The 21,392-nt window shown below is 38.4% G+C and carries 18 protein-coding genes; 9 read left to right on the forward strand and 9 right to left on the reverse strand.

Annotation, left to right across the window (positions count from 1 at the left end):
- The first annotated feature begins 1 nt into the window (after window position 1).
- Window positions 2-1,183 (forward strand): tryptophan synthase subunit beta, encoded by a 1,182-nt coding sequence (gene trpB, locus HDE70_RS15580; protein WP_183868047.1) that lies wholly within the window; start codon window positions 2-4, stop codon window positions 1,181-1,183.
- Window positions 1,184-1,218: 35 nt separating this feature from the next.
- On the forward strand, window positions 1,219-1,989 hold the full coding sequence (gene trpA / locus HDE70_RS15585; protein WP_183868048.1) for a tryptophan synthase subunit alpha: 771 nt from the start codon (window positions 1,219-1,221) through the stop codon (window positions 1,987-1,989).
- A gap of 44 nt (window positions 1,990-2,033) precedes the next feature.
- Here trpA and HDE70_RS15590 read toward each other — a convergent pair whose 3' ends face one another.
- Complete coding sequence (locus tag HDE70_RS15590; RefSeq protein WP_183891170.1) at window positions 2,034-2,654, reverse strand: L-threonylcarbamoyladenylate synthase; 621 nt, start codon at window positions 2,652-2,654, stop codon at window positions 2,034-2,036.
- 78 nt (window positions 2,655-2,732) lie between these two features.
- Between HDE70_RS15590 and HDE70_RS15595 the strand changes: the two genes are divergently transcribed.
- Complete coding sequence (locus tag HDE70_RS15595) at window positions 2,733-4,391, forward strand: FMN-binding glutamate synthase family protein (protein WP_183868050.1); 1,659 nt, start codon at window positions 2,733-2,735, stop codon at window positions 4,389-4,391.
- Between the two features lie 74 nt (window positions 4,392-4,465).
- Here HDE70_RS15595 and HDE70_RS15600 read toward each other — a convergent pair whose 3' ends face one another.
- The 3 genes from HDE70_RS15600 to sucC form a co-directional block, all read right to left on the reverse strand.
- Window positions 4,466-6,511: a M13 family metallopeptidase gene (locus tag HDE70_RS15600; RefSeq protein WP_183891171.1), complete on the reverse strand. Its 2,046-nt coding sequence runs from the start codon at window positions 6,509-6,511 to the stop codon at window positions 4,466-4,468.
- 97 nt (window positions 6,512-6,608) lie between these two features.
- Window positions 6,609-8,057: an asparagine--tRNA ligase gene (asnS, locus tag HDE70_RS15605; protein WP_183891172.1), complete on the reverse strand. Its 1,449-nt coding sequence runs from the start codon at window positions 8,055-8,057 to the stop codon at window positions 6,609-6,611.
- Between the two features lie 652 nt (window positions 8,058-8,709).
- Window positions 8,710-9,900: an ADP-forming succinate--CoA ligase subunit beta gene (gene sucC, locus HDE70_RS15610; RefSeq protein ID WP_183868054.1), complete on the reverse strand. Its 1,191-nt coding sequence runs from the start codon at window positions 9,898-9,900 to the stop codon at window positions 8,710-8,712.
- 229 nt (window positions 9,901-10,129) lie between these two features.
- Between sucC and HDE70_RS15615 the strand changes: the two genes are divergently transcribed.
- The 4 genes from HDE70_RS15615 to HDE70_RS15630 are packed head-to-tail and all read left to right on the forward strand — an operon-like array spanning window position 10,130 to window position 13,544.
- Window positions 10,130-10,780, forward strand: coding sequence for an ABC transporter ATP-binding protein (locus HDE70_RS15615; protein WP_183891173.1), 651 nt, complete (start codon window positions 10,130-10,132; stop codon window positions 10,778-10,780).
- Window positions 10,781-10,783: 3 nt separating this feature from the next.
- The gene (locus HDE70_RS15620) at window positions 10,784-11,275 is read left to right on the forward strand and encodes a hypothetical protein (protein WP_183891174.1); all 492 of its coding nucleotides are present in this window, start codon (window positions 10,784-10,786) and stop codon (window positions 11,273-11,275) included.
- Window positions 11,275-11,862, forward strand: a complete 588-nt coding sequence (locus HDE70_RS15625) for a haloacid dehalogenase (protein ID WP_183891175.1) — start codon at window positions 11,275-11,277, stop codon at window positions 11,860-11,862. The genes HDE70_RS15620 and HDE70_RS15625 overlap by 1 nt, the downstream gene beginning before the upstream one ends.
- Before the next feature lie 47 nt (window positions 11,863-11,909).
- A complete protein-coding gene (locus HDE70_RS15630; RefSeq protein WP_183891176.1) occupies window positions 11,910-13,544 on the forward strand; it encodes a S41 family peptidase in 1,635 nt (544 codons plus the stop codon).
- Between the two features lie 84 nt (window positions 13,545-13,628).
- Here HDE70_RS15630 and HDE70_RS15635 read toward each other — a convergent pair whose 3' ends face one another.
- Complete coding sequence (locus tag HDE70_RS15635) at window positions 13,629-14,570, reverse strand: M28 family peptidase (RefSeq protein ID WP_183891177.1); 942 nt, start codon at window positions 14,568-14,570, stop codon at window positions 13,629-13,631.
- A gap of 222 nt (window positions 14,571-14,792) precedes the next feature.
- On the opposite strand from HDE70_RS15635, the gene HDE70_RS15640 reads away from it, so the two are divergent.
- Window positions 14,793-15,776, forward strand: coding sequence for a potassium channel beta subunit family protein (locus tag HDE70_RS15640; RefSeq protein WP_183891178.1), 984 nt, complete (start codon window positions 14,793-14,795; stop codon window positions 15,774-15,776).
- Window positions 15,777-15,845: 69 nt separating this feature from the next.
- Here the strand turns inward: HDE70_RS15640 and HDE70_RS15645 are convergent, their stop codons facing one another.
- Window positions 15,846-17,294, reverse strand: a complete 1,449-nt coding sequence (locus HDE70_RS15645) for a glyceraldehyde-3-phosphate dehydrogenase (RefSeq protein WP_183891179.1) — start codon at window positions 17,292-17,294, stop codon at window positions 15,846-15,848.
- A gap of 117 nt (window positions 17,295-17,411) precedes the next feature.
- Window positions 17,412-18,272: an RNA polymerase sigma factor RpoD/SigA gene (locus HDE70_RS15650; RefSeq protein ID WP_062547391.1), complete on the reverse strand. Its 861-nt coding sequence runs from the start codon at window positions 18,270-18,272 to the stop codon at window positions 17,412-17,414.
- A 460-nt stretch (window positions 18,273-18,732) separates the two neighbouring features.
- Here HDE70_RS15650 and HDE70_RS15655 point away from each other — a divergent pair, with 460 nt between their 5' ends.
- On the forward strand, window positions 18,733-18,945 hold the full coding sequence (locus tag HDE70_RS15655) for a helix-turn-helix domain-containing protein (RefSeq protein WP_111636242.1): 213 nt from the start codon (window positions 18,733-18,735) through the stop codon (window positions 18,943-18,945).
- A 29-nt stretch (window positions 18,946-18,974) separates the two neighbouring features.
- On the opposite strand, the gene HDE70_RS15660 is transcribed toward HDE70_RS15655, so the two are convergent.
- Window positions 18,975-19,814: an MBL fold metallo-hydrolase gene (locus HDE70_RS15660; RefSeq protein WP_183868063.1), complete on the reverse strand. Its 840-nt coding sequence runs from the start codon at window positions 19,812-19,814 to the stop codon at window positions 18,975-18,977.
- Between the two features lie 80 nt (window positions 19,815-19,894).
- On the reverse strand, window positions 19,895-21,283 hold the full coding sequence (gene lpdA, locus HDE70_RS15665; protein ID WP_183891180.1) for a dihydrolipoyl dehydrogenase: 1,389 nt from the start codon (window positions 21,281-21,283) through the stop codon (window positions 19,895-19,897).
- Between the last annotated feature and the right edge of the window lie 109 nt (window positions 21,284-21,392).

The following is a 21,392-nucleotide window of genomic DNA, read 5'->3' on the forward strand; positions in this document are numbered from 1 at the left end:
TATGAATTATTTTGTAAATGAAAAAGGTTATTACGGAGATTTTGGAGGAGCTTATATTCCCGAAATGCTTTATCCGAATGTAGAAGAACTGAGACAAAATTACCTCAAAATTATTGAGGATGCAGAATTTCAGAAAGAGTTTCATGCACTGCTGAAAGATTATGTAGGCAGGCCTTCGCCACTTTACCTTGCAAAACGGTTATCAGAAAAATACAATGCGAATATCTTTCTTAAAAGAGAAGACCTGAACCATACCGGGGCGCATAAAATAAACAATACTATTGGCCAGATCTTACTGGCTGAGAAATTAGGTAAAAAGCGGATTATCGCTGAAACTGGTGCCGGGCAGCATGGCGTGGCTACAGCAACTGTATGTGCATTGCGTGGTCTGGAATGCGTTGTTTATATGGGAGAGATCGATATTCAGCGTCAGGCGCCTAATGTAGCCAGGATGAAAATGCTGGGTGCTAAAGTAGTTTCGGCAGTATCAGGAAGTAAAACGCTGAAAGATGCTACCAATGAAGCTATGCGTGACTGGATCAATAATCCTGTAGATACACATTATATTATAGGATCTGTAGTTGGTCCGCATCCTTACCCGGACATGGTTTCTATCTTTCAGTCTATCATTTCTGAAGAAACTAAAAAACAATTAATCGAACAGACTGGAAATGATCAGCCCGATTATGTACTGGCTTGTGTAGGCGGTGGAAGTAATGCAATGGGTATGTTTTATCATTTTATCAATGATGAAAATGTAAAGTTGATTGCCATTGAAGCGGGAGGTAAAGGAGTAGATACAGGATTCTCGGCAGCAACTACTTTTTTGGGTAAAGAAGGTGTATTGCATGGTAGCAGAAGTATCCTGATGCAAACCGCAGACGGACAGGTCGTAGAGCCGCACTCTGTTTCCGCAGGATTGGATTATCCTGGAATAGGCCCGCAACACGCACATCTTTTCAAAACAACACGCGCAGAATATGTTTCGATCACAGATGACGAAGCATTGGATGCGGGGTTACTTTGCACACAGATGGAAGGAATTATTCCTGCAATTGAAAGTGCACATGCGCTGGCTCATTTGGAGAAAATGAAATTTAAAGGTGGAGAAAACGTAGTTGTTTGTTTGTCCGGCAGGGGAGATAAAGACATGGATACTTACATGAAGCATTTCGGTTTTTAATACCCTTATTATATATATTATAGCATACAGATCAAATGAACAGGATTAATAAAATATTCAAAGAGAAAAAGAACAACATACTATCTATATATTATACAGCAGGTTACCCGGGTTTAGGTGATACGGTTGCGATTGCAGCTGCACTGGAAAAAGCAGGGGCAGATATGCTGGAAATAGGATTTCCTTATTCAGATCCGGTAGCGGACGGCCCGGTTATTCAAGCCAGCAGTAAACTATCGCTGGATCAGGGAATGGATTTAAACTTGTTATTTGAACAGTTGAAAGAACTGCGCAAAACAGTCACTATTCCAGTACTGTTAATGGGCTATGTGAACCCGGTATTACAATACGGTGTAGAGCGTTTTTGTAAAGCCTGTGCTGAGGCAGGTGTGGACGGTTGTATCGTGCCCGATTTGCCGATGGTAGAATATGAAGAATTTTATAAAGATGTTTTCCTGAAATACGGATTGAGTAATATATTTTTAGTTACGCCACAAACTTCAGTGGAGCGTATCCATAAAATTGATTCATTGAGCAATGGATTTATCTATCTACTGTCTTCTTCTGCAACAACAGGACAGAATTTGCAAGTATCAGATACCACAGAGGCTTATTTTTCAAGGATTGCAGACCTGAAACTTAATAATCCAACAATGATTGGATTTGGAATCAGCAGTAAAGAGACTTTCGATAAAGCCTGTAAATATGCAAATGGAGGGATTATCGGTACTGCCTTTGTGAAAGCCATTGCGGCAGGTAACCTGGAGGATAATATTAAAGCGTTTATGACGAAGTTTACGTCATAAACGTTTCTAAACAAATACTGTATTTGCGAATACTGGTGAACTGATTATAAAAAGTTTTCCAGTATTCCTTTTCCCTGACGGATGATTTCAAAGTCGCCCTGCGTGCAATCCACCACTGTGGAAGCTTCATTGTCGCCATAGCCGCCATCAATCACCGCATCTACTAATGTTTCATATTTCTCATAGATCAACCCGGGATCTGTAGAATATTCCACCAGTTCATCATCATCCTTAATGGAAGTTGACAAAATCGGGTTGCCTAACATTTCAACAATTGCTCTTGCAATGCTATTATCAGGTACCCTGATCCCTACAGTTTTCTTATTTGAACTCAGTAATTTCGGAACATTGTTATTCGCATTAAAGATGAAAGTGAAAGGTCCGGGAAGGGCTTTCTTCAATAAACGAAAAACAGTCGTGTCTATTGGCTTGACAAAATCAGAGATATGTCTGAGGTCAGAACAGATAAAAGAAAAGTTCGCTTTTTCAGGTTTTATGCCCCTGATCTGACAAATTCGCTCTATCGCCTTCTGGTTGGTGATATCGCATCCTAATCCATACACAGTATCAGTGGGATAAATGATAATACCGCCCTTTTTGAGGACTTCAACCACTTGTTCAATCGCTTTCGGATTCGGATTTTCCGGGTATATTTTGATTAACATATGTAAATTTACAGATAATTTGGTTGAGTCGTTGATAAATGTTCGTACTATTGCCCCTGATTTAGTAATTACAACAATATGAGAAAAGCATTTATTGCGATTGCCGCATTTTTAGTCACGGCAACTTTGATGATTAGCCTGGCTTGGCCACCGTTTTATTGGGCCTTTATTTTTATAGGTCCTATTATTTTATTGGGCATTTATGACCTTTACCAGCCAAAACATAGTATTGTTCGAAACTACCCGGTTTTAGGCCGCTTAAGATATCTTGCTGAAGATCTGCGCCCTAAAGTATACCAGTATTTCGTAGAAAGTGACACGAATGGGAAACCTTTCAGCAGATTGAACCGTTCGTTGATCTATCAGCGTGCAAAAAAAGAAAATGATACTATTCCATTTGGTACACAGCTTGACGTTTATGAAAACGGATACGAATGGTTAAGCCATAGTATTGCAGCGATCAGTCACCATGAACTGAATGAAGATCCAAGAGTATTGGTAGGTGGCCCTGATTGTGCTCAGCCTTATTCTGCAAGTATATTAAATATTTCTGCAATGAGTTTTGGTTCCCTGAGCCAGAACGCTATCCTTGCCTTAAACGGAGGTGCTTTTATGGGCAATTTTGCGCATAACACCGGCGAAGGAGGGATCAGTGATTACCATGCCGCTCCAAAAGGAGATTTAATCTGGCAGATCGGAACCGGATATTTCGGTTGCCGTAACGACGATGGCTCATTTAACTATGATGCTTTTGGTGTGCGTTCAAAAACTGAGCAGGTTAAAATGATTGAAATTAAACTTTCACAAGGTGCTAAACCGGGGCACGGTGGTATCCTTCCTGCAAAAAAGGTAACACCTGAAATTGCAAGGATCAGGTTAGTGAAAGAAGGATTTGACGTGATTTCCCCACCTGCACACTCCGCATTCTCAACGCCTTTAGAGTTGCTTGCTTTTGTGAAAAAACTCAGAGAATTATCAGGTGGAAAGCCGATTGGTTTTAAACTATGTATTGGCCGTAAAAGTGAATTCTTCGCAATCTGCAAGGCGATGGTAGAAACTGGTATTTATGTTGACTTTATTACCGTTGATGGTGGTGAAGGCGGTACTGGTGCATCTCCGCAAGAATTCTCAAACGCAGTAGGTATGCCTTTAAGAGAAGGTGTAGCTTTTGTTTATGATGTACTTTCAGGTTTCGATTTAAAGAAACATATTAAAATTATTGCTTCCGGTAAAGTTTCATCAGGCTTTGACCTGGTTAAAAATATCGCGCTTGGTGCAGATTTATGTAATTCTGCAAGGGCGATGATGTTTGCGCTGGGTTGTATCCAGGCCTTGGAATGTAACAGTAACACCTGTCCTACAGGAGTAGCTACACAAGATCCAAGTTTGATGAAAGGATTAGTTGTAGAAGATAAGAAGGTACGTGTATTTAACTATCACCGTTTAACAGTAGCAAGTGCAGTTGAGCTTTTAGGTGCGGCAGGTTTACGCCATACTTATCAATTGAGCAGAGCTTATATCAACAGAAGGATTGCACCAAATGTAATGCAGTCTTATATGGAGACTTTCCCATATATTCCGGAAGGAAGTTTGTTGAACACCCCTTATCCGTTAAGATTTGAACTGGGAATGGCATTAAGTACTTCTTCCAGCTTTGCACCTACAGATTACAGGGTAACTGCAATTGATTATGCGCATGCGAATTCATTTACAGATACGCAGCAATCAAACAACTAGTTTATAATCAAAACATAAAAAAAGGGGATGTGTCTTAACAGATACATCCCCTTTTTACTATCAGAATATATAGTTTACCAAACACCTACACGGTTAGCAGGCGCAACATACATCTTCGCAGTTGCTGGTATATTAAATGCTTTATAGAAAGCTTCCAGGCTGTAAACAGCACCGTTAACTCTGAACATCTCAGGAGAGTGCGGATCAGTTTTTAAACGAACGCGCATGGATTCATCTCTGCTCTTAATACGCCAAACCTGTGCAAAGCTCAAAAAGAAACGCTGATCAGGAGTAAAACCATCGATCTTCTTATCGCTTTTACCATCTGGCGTTAACTTGAAGGCCTGGTAAGCAATCGCTAAACCACCAATATCTGCCAGGTTTTCTCCTAAAGTCAGCTCACCATTTACATGTTGGTTATCAAGTAACGTAAAACCGTTGTACAGTTCTACTACCTTTTTAGCTTTCTCTTTGAATTTCGTCGCATCTATTGCTGTCCACCAGTCTTTAAGGTTTCCATCTTTGTCGTATTGTTTACCCTGATCATCAAAACCATGTGTCATTTCATGGCCAATAACAGCACCAATAGCTCCATAATTGATCGCATCATCAGCATTGACATCAAAGAAAGGAAACTGAAGAATTCCAGCCGGGAAAACAATCTCATTAATAGAAGGATTGTAATAAGCATTTACCGTTGGCGGAGTCATTCCCCATTCTGTTTTGTCTACAGGTTTACCCATTTTTTCTACCATTTCTTTGTAAGCATGTTTATCTGCCGACTGAAGGTTTGCGAAATATGTGTTTTTTGAAATCTCTACATCATCATATTTTTTCCATTTATCAGGATAACCGATCTTTTTAATGAATGCATTCAGTTTCTCCAGTGCTTTTTGTTTAGTAGCAGGAGTCATCCAATCCAGTTTCTCGATTCTTGATTTGTAAACCTTTTGAAGATTATCAACCAGCTCCAGCATTCTTTTCTTCGATTCTGGTGTAAAATGTTCCTTTACATACAATTGTCCAAGCAATTCACCGATGTTTCCATCTGTGCTGCTTACAATAGCTTTCCAGCGTTCTTTTGGTTCTTTTAGTCCTTGTATTGTTTTACCAAAGAAATCAAACCTGGCGGTACGGAAATCTTTGCTCAACGCGTTTGTTGCATTATTGATCGCGTCAAACTTTAACTTTTCTTTCCAGATAGCGATTGGCTCTGATTTCAATAAGTTATTCAGTGCCTGGTAGTATTTTGGCTGACCAACAATGATTGTATCTGTTTTAAGCTCCAATTTGCCTAATACTGATTTCCAATCAATATCCGGAGTCAGTTTCTGGAAGTCCGCAATGTAATATTTGTTGTAGTTTTTTGGGATATCACGCAACTCAACAGGAGTGGAGTGAGAATTTGCAATACTTGTTTCCAGTTTAAGAATATGGTCAGCAGATTTTGCTGCATCTTCTTTTTTTGAACCAGTTAATACAAAAAGCTGTGTGATGTAATTCAGGAAACCTGCTCTGATTTTCTTGGTTTCTGCATCGTTATTGAAGTAATAACTGCGCTCCGGTAAGGTAATACCAGACTGGCCAAAGTTAACTGCATTTTTATTGCTGATTTTATCATCCGGTCCTACATGGAAATCTAATAAATCTCCATTACCATTTTTATAACCATCGGCAATAAAATTGATCACTTCTTTATAATCTTTAAGCCCGTCAATCTGTGCAAGTAATGGCTTTAATGGCGTGTAACCTAATTTTTCAATGGTTACAGTGTCCATCCCACTAGCATAGAAATCACCTACTTTTTGTTCCAGGCTACCTTTGCTATGTTCTTCTTTTGCAGCATTGGTCAGGATCTGTTCCAGATTTTTTATATTATCATTATATAATGTATAGAAAGAGCCCCAACCAGTTTCCGTCTTCGGGATCTCTGTGTTTTTCATCCATTTACCATTGGCATACTGGAAGAAGTTGTCTCCCGGTGTAACCGTGGTATCCATACCAGACTTATCAAAGAATTCTGTCCTGGCCTCTTTATTAGCGGTGCTGCCTTTGTCTTTGTTCTGACAAGCAGCAAGCAGTGCCAATCCAGCTAATGGTAAAATTATTTTTGCTTTCATATTTGAAATTTGGAATAAAACTAACAAATAGCGGCGAAAAAGCACAAAAAAAAGAGGATGCCGCCTGACATCCTCTTTTTAAAATAATTTATATCGCTTAAAACTCTGCGTTTTTCGGAAAACGAGGGAAAGCAATGACATCCCTGATGTTAGTCATGCCAGTAACAAACAGTACTAAACGCTCAAAGCCTAAACCAAAACCAGCATGTGGTGCAGTACCAAATCTTCTGGTGTCCAAATACCACCACAATTCTTCCTGTGGGATATTCATCTCCTCCATACGCTGTGTTAATTTGTCCATTCTTTCTTCTCTCTGCGCACCGCCGATCATCTCGCCGATACCAGGGAATAAAACGTCCATCGCAGCAACAGTTCTCCTGCCTTCAGCATCCGGCTCATTCTGACGCATATAGAAAGCTTTAATATCTGCCGGATAATCTGTTAAGATTACTGGTTTCTTAAAGTGTTTCTCTACTAAAAAGCGCTCATGTTCAGATTGCAAATCAGCACCCCATTCATTGATCAGGTATTTAAATTGTTTCTTCTGGTTAGGTTTCGATGAACGCAGAATAGCAATCGCCTCTGTATAGGTTAAACGTACAAAGTCATTGTTCACACAGAAATTCAGCTTTTCTATCAGTGATAATTCACTGCGTTCTTGCTGAGGTTTAGTTTTTTCGTCCTCTAATAAACGGTTATTTAGGAATTCGATTTCTTCTTTACAGTTATCCAGTGCATAAGTGATGATATATTTCATCATATCTTCTGCAAGCTGCATGTTATCTTCCAGGTCAGCAAAAGCAATCTCTGGCTCAACCATCCAGAATTCTGCAAGGTGACGTGTAGTATTTGAGTTTTCGGCTCTGAAAGTAGGGCCGAAGGTATAGATCTGACCAAAAGCCATTGCTGCTAATTCACCTTCCAGCTGACCGGAAACAGTTAAGTTTGTAGCACGGCCAAAGAAATCTTCTGAAAAATCTACTTTTCCGTCTTCAGTTCTTGGTGTTTTATCAAAATCAAGAGTGGTTACCTTAAACATTTCTCCGGCACCTTCAGCATCAGATGCTGTGATTACAGGAGTATGCATATAAACGAAACCTCTTTCATTATAAAATTGGTGTATTGCAAACGATAATGCATGGCGCACTTTAAAAACAGCATTAAAAGTATTGGTACGGAAACGCAGGTGTGCAATTTCTCTTAAAAATTCAAGACTGTGTTTTTTTGGCTGCAAAGGGAATTTTTCCGCATCACTGTCTCCAAGAATTTCGATAGAAGCTGCTTTTACGTCAACACGCTGACCTTTACCTAAAGATTCTACCAATTGTCCGGTTACAGCAATTGCTGCGCCTGTGGTGATCCTTTTCAATAATTCCTCCGCTGTATTTTCAAAATCAACAACTATCTGAATATTTCCCATGCAGGAACCATCATTGATGGCAATAAACTGGTTGTTACGGAACGTTCTTACCCAACCCATTACGGTCACTTCTCTGTTAAAATCAGTCGTTTCTAACAGGCTTTTTATTTTTTCTCTTTTAATCATGATTTTTTTGTGGAGCGCTCAAAAATAATGATTTCAATTTAGAAATTACAGGGTTAAAATTGAAGATTTAAGTTTTTAGCAAGGAGAGATGAAATTGCAGATCATCTTATTTTGGTGTAAAATGAGTTAAGCTAAATTATTTTAGTGTTATTTTGATTTAAATAATTTAAATATTGAATTTTTATCCTGTTTTTTAACATTTTTTGATGTTAATTTTGGTTTATTTGTGTTTAAATATGTTTTTCACTTAAATATTGACGTTTTTAGGTTGTATTATTTAATTTTATTTGGTGTTTTGGTGTTTTTAATTGAATTTATTCCTTTTTATTTGTTATTTTATGTCTAATAATCAGTTGTTTATGATTTATTTATAGTTTTTATCGATTAAAAAGGTTTAAATGTTTTGTTTTTTCATAAAAGTCCCTATATTTGTATTGCTCGTTTAAATTATATTTGGTTAAAAACCTCTGGCGTAATTGCTGGAGGTTTTTTTTGTTTAAGACAATTGAGATGGGCCCTGAACCGGAATAGCTTTTTAGAAATTAAAAGGCACAAAAAAATGCCAACTGCTTTAACACAATTGGCATTCCTTATATAATAAGCCTCTGCTTTAAGCGAAGGCGAAGAGTTTCCTCTTTTTTATCTGTATAGACTAAGCTAAAACCTGAGTAACTAAGGCAGCAGCATCTTTCAAAGCAATTGCAGAGAAAACTTTCAAACCAGACTCATCAATTAGTTTTTTCGCTTCTACAGCGTTTGTACCTTGTAAACGACAGATAATTGGAACAGGAATATCTCCGATTTCTTTATAGGCGTCAATCACACCCTGAGCAACACGGTCACAACGAACGATACCACCAAAGATGTTGATTAAGATAGCCTTAACATTAGGATCTTTTAGGATGATGTTGAAACCTGCTTTTACAGTTTGTGCGTTAGCTGTTCCACCTACGTCAAGGAAGTTAGCCGGCTCACCACCTGCAATTTTGATAATATCCATAGTTGCCATAGCTAAACCAGCACCGTTAACCATGCAACCAACGTTTCCGTCTAATTTTACATAGTTTAAGTTTGATTCGCTCGCTTCAACGTCAGTTGGATCTTCTTCCAGTTTATCACGCATTGCTGCATAATCAGGATGACGGAATAAAGCATTCTCGTCTAAATCTACTTTCGCATCAACAGCAATAATTTTATCGTCTGATGTTTTTAAAACCGGGTTGATTTCAAACATTGAAGAATCAGTGTTGTCATAAGCTTTGTAAAGCGCAGTAACAAATTTCACCATTTCTTTAAAAGCAGCACCGCTTAATCCAAGGTTGAAAGCAATTTTACGTGCCTGGAATCCCTGAAGACCAACTTTAGGATCGATCTCTTCTTTGAAAATTAAGTGAGGAGTGTGTTCTGCAACTTCTTCAATATCCATACCACCTTCGGTAGAATACATGATGATGTTTCTTCCGCTGGCACGGTTTAATAAAACACTCACATAGAATTCTTTTGTTTCAGAAGCTCCTGGATAGTAAACATCCTGAGCAACAAGAATTTTATGTACTTTTTTACCTTCTGCACTAGTTTGAGGTGTGATCAATTGCATACCTAAAATATCGGTAGCTCTCTGTTTAACCTCGTCAAGGTTTTTAGCCAACTTAACACCACCACCTTTTCCTCTTCCACCAGCATGTACTTGTGCTTTAATTACTACCCAGTCAGAGTTGTAGTCTGCTTTCATTTTTTTAGCAGCTTCTACAGCCTGCTCAACAGTTTCGGCAACTATGCCTTCTTGTACGGCAACACCAAAACTTTTAAGTATTTCTTTACCTTGATATTCGTGTATATTCATTTGCTGAAAAAATTTGATCCAAATCTACAATTTCATATTGGTTTTAAAAACTTAGAGTCAGTTTAAATTTATAAAATAACCTTGTTTATTGCTTATTTTTCAGTGAAAGCGGGCAAATGTTAGGGGCTTAACATTTTCTATACGCTCTTAGCCATGGTTTTACCTGAATATAAAAAACTGCAATTTTTGCGTTCACTGAAATTAATCTCAAATTTTGTAAGTTTGCTGCATGCTAAAAGCCACAGGTATCAGAAAAGCTTATGGAAGTCTGCCTATTCTAAAAGGAGTGGATTTTGAAGTTGTCAAAGGAGAGATTGTCAGTATCATCGGGGCTTCAGGTGCAGGTAAAAGTACTTTACTGCATATTTTAGGTACACTGGATAAACCGGATGAAGGAACCGTTGAACTAAATGGAACCAAACTGGCGCAGCTTTCTGGTGAACCCATGAGTATATTCAGAAATCAAAATATTGGTTTTGTGTTCCAGTTTCACCATTTGCTACCGGAATTTACTGCGCTTGAAAATATCTGTATCCCTGCTTTTATCGCCAAAAAAAGTAAAAAAGAAGCGGAAGCCCGTGCACTGGAACTTTTAGAACTTTTGGGTCTAAAAGACCGCGCATCACATAAGCCAAACCAACTTTCGGGAGGGGAGCAGCAGCGTATTGCAGTAGCCAGGGCTTTAATTAATAATCCTGCCATTATATTGGCCGATGAGCCATCAGGAAACCTTGATTCAGCAAATGCTGAGTCTTTACACCAGTTTTTTATTACGTTACGTGATAATTTCCAACAGACATTCGTAATTGTTACCCATAATAAAGACCTTGCCTCGATTAGCGACAGGGTTGTCACCATGAAGGATGGTTTAATTGTATAAAATTTGAAAACACTGATTACCGGGGGCAAATCTGCCCAGGCACAAAAAATATTAAAGGCATTTACCGGCGACCAAATCTTATTAGGAGATTATGGCGATATGCCTTCTTTTGCATCCGCCCAATACCAGTTTGTAAGTTTAGGTGAACGGAATGACGATACAATCGCACATACCTTATTAAATGCCTGTTTAGATCAGCAAGCAGACCGTTTATTGCCATTATATAACTTCGAGCTGGAGGCTGTCATGAGATCGGCTGTTTTATTTGAAGAGTTCAATATCCACGTTTTATTACCTGACTTGCTTCATTTCCCGCTTTATCTGTCTGAAAAGATTACGGATAAAAATAACTGGGCGGTGTTTGATAAAGGAGAGTTGCTTTATGCAGCTGTACCGGCAGATAACCTGGCTGTACTGGGAAAAGAAAAAACATTAAACGGGGTTTTTTATATGAATGAAGCTCCGCAGGAACAAGCACTATTTACGATTGCGTAATGAAATACCAAGATTATATTAATCCCAGACAGGCTTTTGTTTTTGGTCTGGATGATGTTTTATATCCTGTAAAGGATTATCAATTACAGGTTTATTATCTTTTTGCACAGTTTATAGAGTATGGAGAGCAAATGGATGCGCAGGAAATTGTGCAGTTCATGACAGATACTTATCTGAAAGACGGTGCTGCGGATATCTTTACTAAAACGGCTGCAAAGTTTAATTTGCCGCAGAAATACATCATTAACTTTGACTTGCTGCAACAGAATGCAAAGCTTCCTTTAAAGTTATTACTTTTTGCACCTGTCCTGGATTTTCTGAAAGAGATCCATGCAGCTGGCAAACCTATCTTTTTATTGGTAGACGGCGATCCGGTACAGCAATTAAATAAAATCAGGCAAATGGAATGGAACGGTTTAGAGAAATCTCTGATTGTCTATTTTAGTGCGGAAACAGGGACTTTTGAACAGACGCTGGATATGATTATTTTGAAGCATGATTTAAAGAAGAAAGAAGTTTTAGTGATTGGTAAAAGTCTGTGTGTCAGTGAAGATAAAATTGAATTTTTAGCTGTAGATCAACTTTAATCCTTATTCTTTCTTTACCTTAATTGCATATTTCATATTGCCTATTTATGAGGATAAATTTATCAAACAATCGTTTAGCGATTTTGACGCTATTTCTTTTAATCGTGATTTCAAGTTCATGTAAAAAGAGTCCTAAGCCAGATATTACAGATAACCCAACAGACAGAAACGGAGGATCACCGGCTACCGGTACGCGTACGCAGTTGACGCTCGACTCTCTGTTTTTGTATGCTAAACAGATTTATTACTGGAGTGATGCAATTCCTGCATACGATGTTTTCAATCCAAGGCAGTATTCCAGCAAATCAAAGCCAATTGATAATTATGATGATGAGTTATTTGCCATCAGCAATCTGAAAATCAATCCTGCCACTGGTAAACCTTTTGAATATAATGGTTATGGGTATCCAAAATATTCAAGAATAGATGACCTGACCCAGGCAAACCCAAGTGCTACCTCTGCAATAAAAACTGCAAATGTTGATGTAGACAATAACGGATATGATGTTGGGATCAGACCTATTTTCTATCTTTTCAGAAATTCTGATAAATATCAATTATTTGTAACTGCTGTTTATCCGGGCTCTCCGGCAGAAACTGCTGGTGTAAAAAGAGGCTGGTTAATTACCAAAGTGAATGGTCAGACTGTAGGTGCGAGTTACACGAATGAAAATGAAACTGTATTTAACTCGTTCTCGGCAGCTTCCATAACTATTGAAGGTTATAACGCTATTGATAAAGTTCCATTTAGTTTAACGCTGAACAGAGCTTCTTATAAGAGTAATCCGGTCTACACTTCTAAAGTTATTGCCCGTTCAGGTAAAAAAATAGGTTATTTAGCTTACGCAAGATTTGCGAGGTTATCAAGCAGTACCGGAGCGAGCGATGCCAGTTTAGATCCTGTATTTGCAGATTTCAGCGCACAGGGTGTGACTGATCTGATTGTTGATTTAAGGTACAATGGAGGGGGCTATGTAAATACAGCTTCCTATCTGACCAATCTGATTGCACCATCAGGTACTTCAGGGCAGACCATGTTCACTGAGCTTTATAATCCATTGATGCAGGCTGGTAATGCGACCATTCTGGCGAATCAGCCTCTTCTTGATGGAGACGGTAAGATTATACGTCAAAACGGAAAAATACTGACTGCGGCCGATGATAATTATTCAGTAGCAGCCAACACGATTACCTTTAGTAAAAAAGGAAGTTTGGGTGGAATTAATAATATTGTATTCATTGTGACCCGCAATACCGCGTCTGCGAGTGAAATTGTAATTAACAGTCTTAAACCTTATATGAATGTGAAACTGGTAGGGGATACCACTTACGGTAAGCCTGTTGGGTTTTTCCCTATCTTACTGGAAAACAGATACCAGGTTTATATGCCGATATTTGAAACCAGAAATTCGAAAAATGAAGGTGGATATTATACAGGGATGGTACCTGACGTATTGGATGAATATGATGATCCTGAATACGTTTTTGGCGATGTCAGAGAGAATTACCTGGCTAAAGCATTGAATGTGCTGGCACCTTCAATAACCGCTACTCAAGGGGTTGCCAATACGGAAACCAGAAGGGCAAGTACAGTAGATTTCAAAAGTCAGCAAATCAGGAAAGTTAATCCGAATAGCGAATTTGTAGGGATGATTGAAACCAGACACTCCCTGAAAAAATAAGGGCACAATATCCCCTCTGAAAATGCCGGAATTTATTCCGGCATTTTTTAGGCCTTAAAAGCCAATTTAATTTGTAAATTTTCCTTATCTTCTTTTAGACTGTAATCTGTCACGTAGTATTTTTTCTACGGTACGCTCTTTATCAAAGTTATCCGTGATCTCTAAAATACCATTTGCAGCATTGATGAAAAATGCCTGGTTGATATTCTCGAATTTATCTGAAGATTTGTGGTAATCTTTATGATCTTCCACCCCAAAGTAGATGAACGGGATGTTTTTGGCGTTGAAAGCAGACTGGTCGCTTTGATCTGTCCAGTCATCTGCTGCCAGTCTTGAATTGTCATGGCCAAAAAGGATTTTTAAATCAGGAATGGTCGTAGCGATATAGTTTTTGAGCTGTGGATATTTATAGGTTCCGGCAGCGTAAAGTTCTCCTTTATCATTGTGGCTGATCATGTCAAGATTGAGGTTCAGCTTGATTTTATCCAGGTTAACCGGGGGATGGTTTACAAAATACTCAGAGCCCTTTCTGCCAAATTCTTCCGCATCAAAGGCTACAAAAATCATTGTATACATCGGTTTATTCTTTGCATAGTGCGTTGCTATTTTCAGCAGGCCTGCCACGCCTGAAGCGTTATCGTCTGCACCATTATAGATCGTTCCGTTAATCACACCCAGATGATCATAGTGAGCCGAAATAACGATGACCTTGCTGGTTGTCCCTTTGATATAGCCAACCATGTTCTTACCCGTTATTTTTGGATCATCAATTCCTGAGAAAGTAAAGGACTGCTGATAGCCATTACAGCTTTTATAAGCCTTCAGGCCAATTTCTTTAAAGCGTTTGCCAATATATGTTCTTGCTAATTCGGCACCTTTTGTTCCTGTTTTTCTGCCTTCATAGGCATCAGAAGAAAGAACCTTGACGTCATTGATTAACTGATCAGCGTGAGCGGGTTGATTGGATGTTTTTACTGCATTGCAACCCAGTGTAAATGCCAGGGGTATTAGCAAATATAATTTCATAGCGCCAGGGTTTTATTAATAGGTCGTACTGTTGATATCCCTAATATATTACAAATTAGTGACACATCAATGGGCTATCGTAAAAACTTAAGTAAAGGGCTCCTGTTCTTATTTTATACATTTAGCTTATTTGTCAACAGGAAAATCGGTATTCCTTTTATTGAGGTAGTACTGATCAAAGATGTGATTGGAAAATAGCTGACATTTAAAATTCATATAAAAATGGAATACAGACGTTTAGGAAAATCGGGATTACAATTGAGTGCGCTTTCTCTGGGAAGCTGGTTAACATTTGGCAATCAGATCAGTGATAAAGTTGCGGATGAACTGATGGGAATTGCTTACGATGCTGGTGTAAACTTTTTTGATAATGCAGAAGGTTATGCAGCAGGAAAGTCAGAAGAAGTAATGGGTAAGATCATTAAAGCACATCAATGGGAGCGTGAATCATATGTAGTTTCCAGTAAAGTTTTTTTTGGAACTGAGAATAAAGGACCCAACAGAACAGGTTTATCACGGAAACATGTGATTGAGGCTTGTCATGGCGCGTTAAAGAGATTACAGGTTGATTACCTCGATTTATATTTTTGTCATCGTCCTGATAAGAACACGCCTGTTGAGGAAACTGTCTGGGCAATGAATACTTTATTGCAGCAGGGTAAAATCTTATACTGGGGAACTTCAGAATGGAGTGCTGCCGAGATCATGGAAGCTATCCGCGTGGCACGTCAGTACAATCTGATCGGGCCAACTATGGAACAGCCTCAATATAACCTGCTTGAGCGAAATAAACTGGAAAAAGAATATCTGTTGTTATTTAAAGAATATGGACTGGGGACTACCATCTGGTCACCTTTAGCTTCAGGCTTACTTTCTGGTAAATATACTTCGGGAGATGCGAAAGATACACGTCTGGACATGAAAGGGATGGAATGGCTTAAAGAAGCTGCGCTGGCAGAAGAAAAGCTGGCAAAGGTTAAGAAATTACAAACACTTGCTGACGAACTGAATGTGCCTCTGGCTAAGTTTTCATTGGCCTGGTGTTTGAAAAATCCAAATGTAAGTACGGTTATTTTAGGTGCTTCAAAAACGGAGCAATTAAAAGAAAACCTGACTACTTTAAACGTCCTGCCTTTATTGACAGCTGAAGTCATCGAAGAGATTGAGGGAATTATGGAAACTAAACCTGTGTTATCTGAGTTCTAGACAAATATCTTTTAATATAAAAAGGGCCGGAAAGTTAATGCCGGCCCTTTTTATTTCTTTTACACGGATCTAGTAATAAGTTAAACGAACAACACCAGCTAGTTTTTTAGCCAGGCGGATTACTTGTCTGGTATAGCCGTATTCATTGTCGTACCAGGTGTAAATTACGACAGACTTATTGTCCTTTGCCATAATCGTAGCCGGTCCGTCAATAATTGAAGCATGGCTGTTTCCGATTAAATCAGAACTTACCAGTTCATTAGAGATAGAAAACTCTATTTGTTCAGACAAATCACCAAAAAGGGAAGCTTGTTTGATCATTTCTATAACTTCATCTCTTGAAGTCACTTTATTTAATGATAAATTAAGGATAGCCAGCGAAACATTAGGTGTAGGAACACGTACTGCATTACCTGTCAGTTTCCCACCCAGATGAGGGATTACTTTAGCTACTGCCTTATCTGCTCCGGTTTCAGTAATGACCATATTTAAAGCCGCAGATCTGCCGCGACGATATTTTTTATGATAGTTGTCTAATAAATTCTGGTCGTTTGTATAAGAATGTATGGTTTCTATATGTCCCTTTTCAATACCAAAGGCCTGATCAATAACTTTTAAGACCGGAACAATAGCATTGGTGGTACAGGAAGCATTCGATACAATCGTTTCTTTTGTAAAATCAAAATCTGTATCATTGATTCCAGCTACTATGTTTGGAATGTCTCCCTTGGCTGGTGCGGTTAATAATACTTTAGCTATACCTTTAGCTGCAAGATGGCGGCTAAGTCCTTCACGGTCACGGAATACGCCTGTATTATCAATTAATAAAGCGTCTGCAATGCCGTAAGTTGTATAGTCTATATCTTCAGGGTTATTAGCTTCAATGAAATAGATAGTTTGTCCATTGATGATCAATGCCTTATTGATGAAATCTTCAATAATAATTCCATTAAAAGTTCCATGAACTGAGTCTGTGCGTAATAATTCTGCGCGTTTGATCAGTTCCTCATCACTATAAGTCCGGGTGACGATAGCACGCAGTCTGAGCTGTTCACCTTTACCGGCTTGCAGGATTAATTCTCTTGCTGCCAGTCTGCCAATTCTTCCGAAACCAAACAGTACGACATCTTTCGGTAAAAGGCTGATTTTGTCTTTGCCGATGTGACGGCTGAGTTTGCTGATGACAAAATCGTGCATTGTTGCAAAATCATTGTTTTCATCCAGCCATTCTGCTGCAAGTCTTCCAATGTCAACACGGGAAGGGGCAAGGTTGCATTTGGCAATTTCATTTGCGAGCTCCAGTGTCTCATAAATGTTAATGTCTTTGCCTGAAATTTCTTTAGCGTACTGGTGGTGAGCAAGGATTTCGCTGCTGCCTACGTCGAATAATGGTTTGCGAAAAAGCACAAGTTCAATAGATCTGTCGAACCATAACTGTCCAACAACATTTAGTAATTCAACTGCTTTTTTCTCTTTTTCAATCCAGTTCTGAAATTCGGATTGGTATTTATTAAACATATCGGGATTATTTGGTTAGAGTGCCACAAAAGTAAAAAAGATTGGGGGAAACCCAATCTTTTTCTATCCGATATTTAACCTGAGTGTCTATTTAAATTTTAAATGACACTCAAGGTATTAACCTAAGTATGATTTTAATATTTTGCTACGTGAGGTATGGCGTAAACGTTGTAGCGCTTTGTCTTTTATCTGACGGACACGCTCACGGGTTAAGTTAAATTTCTCTCCGATTTCTTCCAGAGAAAGCGGGTGGTTAGTACTTAAGCCAAAGAAAAGAACGATGATTTCACGTTCACGTTCAGTCAGGGTAGATAATGAACGTTTGATCTCTTCAGAAAGGGATTCGTTAATTAAACTACTGTCTGTATTTGGCTCATGGTTTTCTAAAACATCCAGCAAAGTATTTTCTTCACCCTGAACAAAAGGAGCATCCATTGATACGTGTCTTCCTGAGTTACTTAAAGTATCAGAAATCTTATCAACAGTTGTTTCCAGGATGTCAGCTAATTCTTCAGGAGAAGGCTCACGTTCAAATTCCTGCTCTAATTTAGAGAATGCCTTACTGATCTTACTCAATGAACCAACCTGATTTAATGGAAGACGTACAATACGGCTTTGTTCTGCAATAGCCTGTAAAATTGACTGACGGATCCACCATACTGCATAAGAAATGAATTTGAAACCTTTGGTTTCATCAAAACGTTTAGCAGCTTTGATTAATCCAAGATTACCCTCATTAATTAAATCACCTAAAGTTAATCCCTGATTTTGATACTGCTTAGCTACAGAAACAACAAAACGTAAGTTTGTTTTTGTCAGACGCTCTAATGCGGCCTGATCACCTTCACGTATCTTTCTTGCCAGTATTACTTCTTCTTCTGCGGTGATTAAATCTACTTTACCAATCTCATGAAGATATTTGTCTAGAGATTGACTCTCGCGATTGGTTATGGATTGGGTAATTTTGAGTTGTCTCATTTATGTGCTTTGGTGCTCTTTATGTGTTAGAACGTGCAAAAGTAAGGATTAAAAGGCAATTTAAAAACATAAATTCCTGAAAATGTTACTTTTGCACTGCTTAATTGTATGATAATTTAACAGCAATAATTATTCCAAAATACATTTGACAGGCTGCCTGTCTTATATCGATAAATGTATATTATTTATTGCTTATCAATGATAAATGCTTGTTATTTAATAATTCATGTTTTAGTTGGCTCAATTTTTTTTATAAAAACCATGGCGTTTTATTGATTTAATATGATAAATTAATTGAAAAAATGTTTCTCACTTAACAGATGTCTGTCAGTATTGTTTGATATTGTCACGCTGATTTTTTATAATTTTTTCTTAAAATCCTATCATTTTAGAAAAGATGTCTGCAAAAGCCGACAATTTTACCGATTATTATAGCTGTAATTTCAATAACAAATCGCATATGCCTATAGTCATTAATTTAGATGTAATGCTCGCGAAACGCAAAGTATCGCTTACGGAATTGAGTTTGAAGGTTGGGATCACCTTATCTAATCTTTCTATTTTGAAAACCGGAAAAGCAAAAGCGATCCGTCTGGAAACCTTAGAGGCTATTTGTAAGGCACTGGACTGTCAGCCGGGAGATATCCTGGAATACAATCCAATGCCTGTCTGAGTTTATATTATCCTTGATTAATGGTCAGGTTATAAGTCAGCGAGTTTCAAAGTATCTTTTAACCGGATACCTTTTTCAGTCTGCTGTACGGTACAGCATTCATTCACGGAATCATGCTCTAAATAAAGAATGTAGTTTTTAGCAGCTGCTTCTTCTAAAAATGCTTTTTTCTCTTTTAAGGTCTGTAGGGGAAACATGTCATAAGACATGACATAGGGTAGGGGAATATGACCGGTAGAAGGCAGCAAATCTGCTGTATAAATAATAGTATGGTCTTTGTAAGTCAGTTCAGGTAACATCATCGCATCGGTATGGCCAAATGCAAAACGTACTTTAAAGCCGGATTGAAATTCAATTCCTTCCTGATCATCAATGAATTTCAACTGACCGCTTTCTTGTAATGGCAGGATATTATCTTTCAAAAATGAAGCTTTTTCTCTGTCATTGGGATGAACTGCCCAGTTCCAGTGTTTTTCATTACTCCAGTAGGTAGCTTGCTTAAATGCCGGAACCAGTTTTTCGCCTTCACGGACAATCGCTCCCCCGCAATGGTCAAAGTGTAAATGGGTCAGAAATACATCTGTAATATCAGCAGGACTGAACCCTTTTGCTGCCAGTGATTTTTCCATCGTATCTTCGCCATGCAGGTAATAATGACTTAGAAATTTTTCATCCTGTTTATTACCGATGCCTGTATCAATCAAAATCAGGCGGTTGCCGTCTTCTACTAATAAGCAGCGCATCGCCCAGGTACACATATTATTTGCATCTGCGGGATTACTTTTTTGCCAGATAGATTTTGGAACCACGCCAAACATTGCACCACCATCCAGTTTAAATAATCCGGTATCTATAGTATGTAAGTTCATCTGAATAAAATTTGGTATGCTGTAAAAATAAGAAACCCGCTGAGTTATCAGCGGGTTTCCATTTATTATATAAGTTATTTTTACAAGTGAATTACTTCTCCGTAAGCATCAGCAGTAGCTTCCATAATCGCTTCACTCATTGTTGGGTGAGGGTGGACAGCTTTTAACATTTCGTGACCAGTAGTTTCTAATTTACGGGCAACAACGATTTCTGCGATTAATTCAGTTACGTTGGCACCAATCATATGTGCGCCTAAAAGTTCACCGTATTTAGCGTCGTAAATCATTTTGATGAAACCATCTTTCGCGCCAGCTGCACTAGCTTTACCTGAAGCTGAGAATGGGAATTTACCAATTTTCAGTTCGTAACCAGCTGCTTTTGCTGCTTTTTCTGTATAACCTACAGAAGCAATTTCCGGTGAGCAGTAAGTACAGCCCGGGATATTGTTGTAATCTAATGGCTCAGGAGACTGACCAGCGATTTTCTCTACACAGATAATTCCTTCAGCAGAGGCAACATGCGCTAAAGCTTGTCCGCCAACGATATCACCAATTGCATAATATCCTTTTACAGAAGTATTATAGAATTCATCAACTACTACTTTACCTTTTTCAGTTTTGATCCCTGTTTCTTCCAGACCTATATTTTCAAGGTTAGCCACTACACCAGCAGCAGAAAGAACGATATCACATTCGATGGTTTGTATACCAGCAGCAGTTTTAACCTGAACTTTACAGCCTGCGCCAGTAGTATCAACTGACTCAACGCTTGAGGAAGTCATCACTTCGATACCAACTTTTTTGAAGCTGCGCAGTAATTGTTTCGAAACGTCTTCGTCTTCTACAGGAACGATGTTATCCATGAATTCAACAACAGTTACTTTTGTTCCCATTGTTGCATAGAAATAAGCAAATTCTACTCCGATAGCTCCAGAACCAACGATAACCATTGATTTAGGCATTTCAGGTAAAACCATTGCTTGTCTGTAACCGATGATTTTTTTACCATCTTGTTTTACACTTGGCAATTCTTTTGAACGTCCGCCTGTAGCAAGGATAATATTTTTTGCAGTTAATTCTGAAGTAGAACCGTCTGCACCTTTAACTTCAACCTTATTACCGGGTTTAACTTTACCGGTACCCATTACTACGTCAATTTTGTTTTTTTTCATTAAAAACTGAACGCCTTTGCTCATTCCTTCAGCTACACCACGGCTGCGTTTAATCACAGCTGCGAAATCAGCTTCAGCTTCGGCAGTTTTAATACCGTATTCTGCTGCGTGATTGATATATTCAAATACCTGTGCACTTTTTAATAAAGCTTTGGTTGGGATACAGCCCCAGTTAAGGCAGATTCCACCTAAGGATTCACGTTCTACAATTGCAGTTTTTAAACCTAATTGTGACGCTCTGATTGCAGCAACGTATCCGCCGGGACCGCTACCTATTATAATTACATCGTAGTTCATATCTTTTAATAGGGGACTTTACTTAGTAAAGCCCAAAATTAAAAAAAAATGTTCGTTAAATAGCGTATTTGATTTTTGTGACGTGAATTTGTAGTAAGGGTTTGCCTGA

It is taken from the genome of Pedobacter cryoconitis (genome assembly GCF_014200595.1).
Lineage (GTDB): Bacteria > Bacteroidota > Bacteroidia > Sphingobacteriales > Sphingobacteriaceae > Pedobacter > Pedobacter cryoconitis_C.

Coding starts and splice junctions, on each gene's coding strand:
- HDE70_RS15595 (WP_183868050.1), top strand. CDS start 2,733: ATGAGAAAAGCATTTATTGCGATTGCCGCATTTTTAGTCACGGCAACT.
- HDE70_RS15615 (WP_183891173.1), top strand. CDS start 10,130: ATGCTAAAAGCCACAGGTATCAGAAAAGCTTATGGAAGTCTGCCTATT.
- HDE70_RS15625 (WP_183891175.1), top strand. CDS start 11,275: ATGAAATACCAAGATTATATTAATCCCAGACAGGCTTTTGTTTTTGGT.
- trpB (WP_183868047.1), top strand. CDS start 2: ATGAATTATTTTGTAAATGAAAAAGGTTATTACGGAGATTTTGGAGGA.
- HDE70_RS15655 (WP_111636242.1), top strand. CDS start 18,733: ATGCCTATAGTCATTAATTTAGATGTAATGCTCGCGAAACGCAAAGTA.
- HDE70_RS15600 (WP_183891171.1), bottom strand. CDS start 6,511: ATGAAAGCAAAAATAATTTTACCATTAGCTGGATTGGCACTGCTTGCT.
- sucC (WP_183868054.1), bottom strand. CDS start 9,900: ATGAATATACACGAATATCAAGGTAAAGAAATACTTAAAAGTTTTGGT.
- HDE70_RS15590 (WP_183891170.1), bottom strand. CDS start 2,654: ATGTTAATCAAAATATACCCGGAAAATCCGAATCCGAAAGCGATTGAA.
- lpdA (WP_183891180.1), bottom strand. CDS start 21,283: ATGAACTACGATGTAATTATAATAGGTAGCGGTCCCGGCGGATACGTT.
- HDE70_RS15635 (WP_183891177.1), bottom strand. CDS start 14,570: ATGAAATTATATTTGCTAATACCCCTGGCATTTACACTGGGTTGCAAT.
- HDE70_RS15640 (WP_183891178.1), top strand. CDS start 14,793: ATGGAATACAGACGTTTAGGAAAATCGGGATTACAATTGAGTGCGCTT.
- HDE70_RS15630 (WP_183891176.1), top strand. CDS start 11,910: ATGAGGATAAATTTATCAAACAATCGTTTAGCGATTTTGACGCTATTT.
- trpA (WP_183868048.1), top strand. CDS start 1,219: ATGAACAGGATTAATAAAATATTCAAAGAGAAAAAGAACAACATACTA.
- HDE70_RS15650 (WP_062547391.1), bottom strand. CDS start 18,272: ATGAGACAACTCAAAATTACCCAATCCATAACCAATCGCGAGAGTCAA.
- HDE70_RS15645 (WP_183891179.1), bottom strand. CDS start 17,294: ATGTTTAATAAATACCAATCCGAATTTCAGAACTGGATTGAAAAAGAG.
- asnS (WP_183891172.1), bottom strand. CDS start 8,057: ATGATTAAAAGAGAAAAAATAAAAAGCCTGTTAGAAACGACTGATTTT.
- HDE70_RS15660 (WP_183868063.1), bottom strand. CDS start 19,814: ATGAACTTACATACTATAGATACCGGATTATTTAAACTGGATGGTGGT.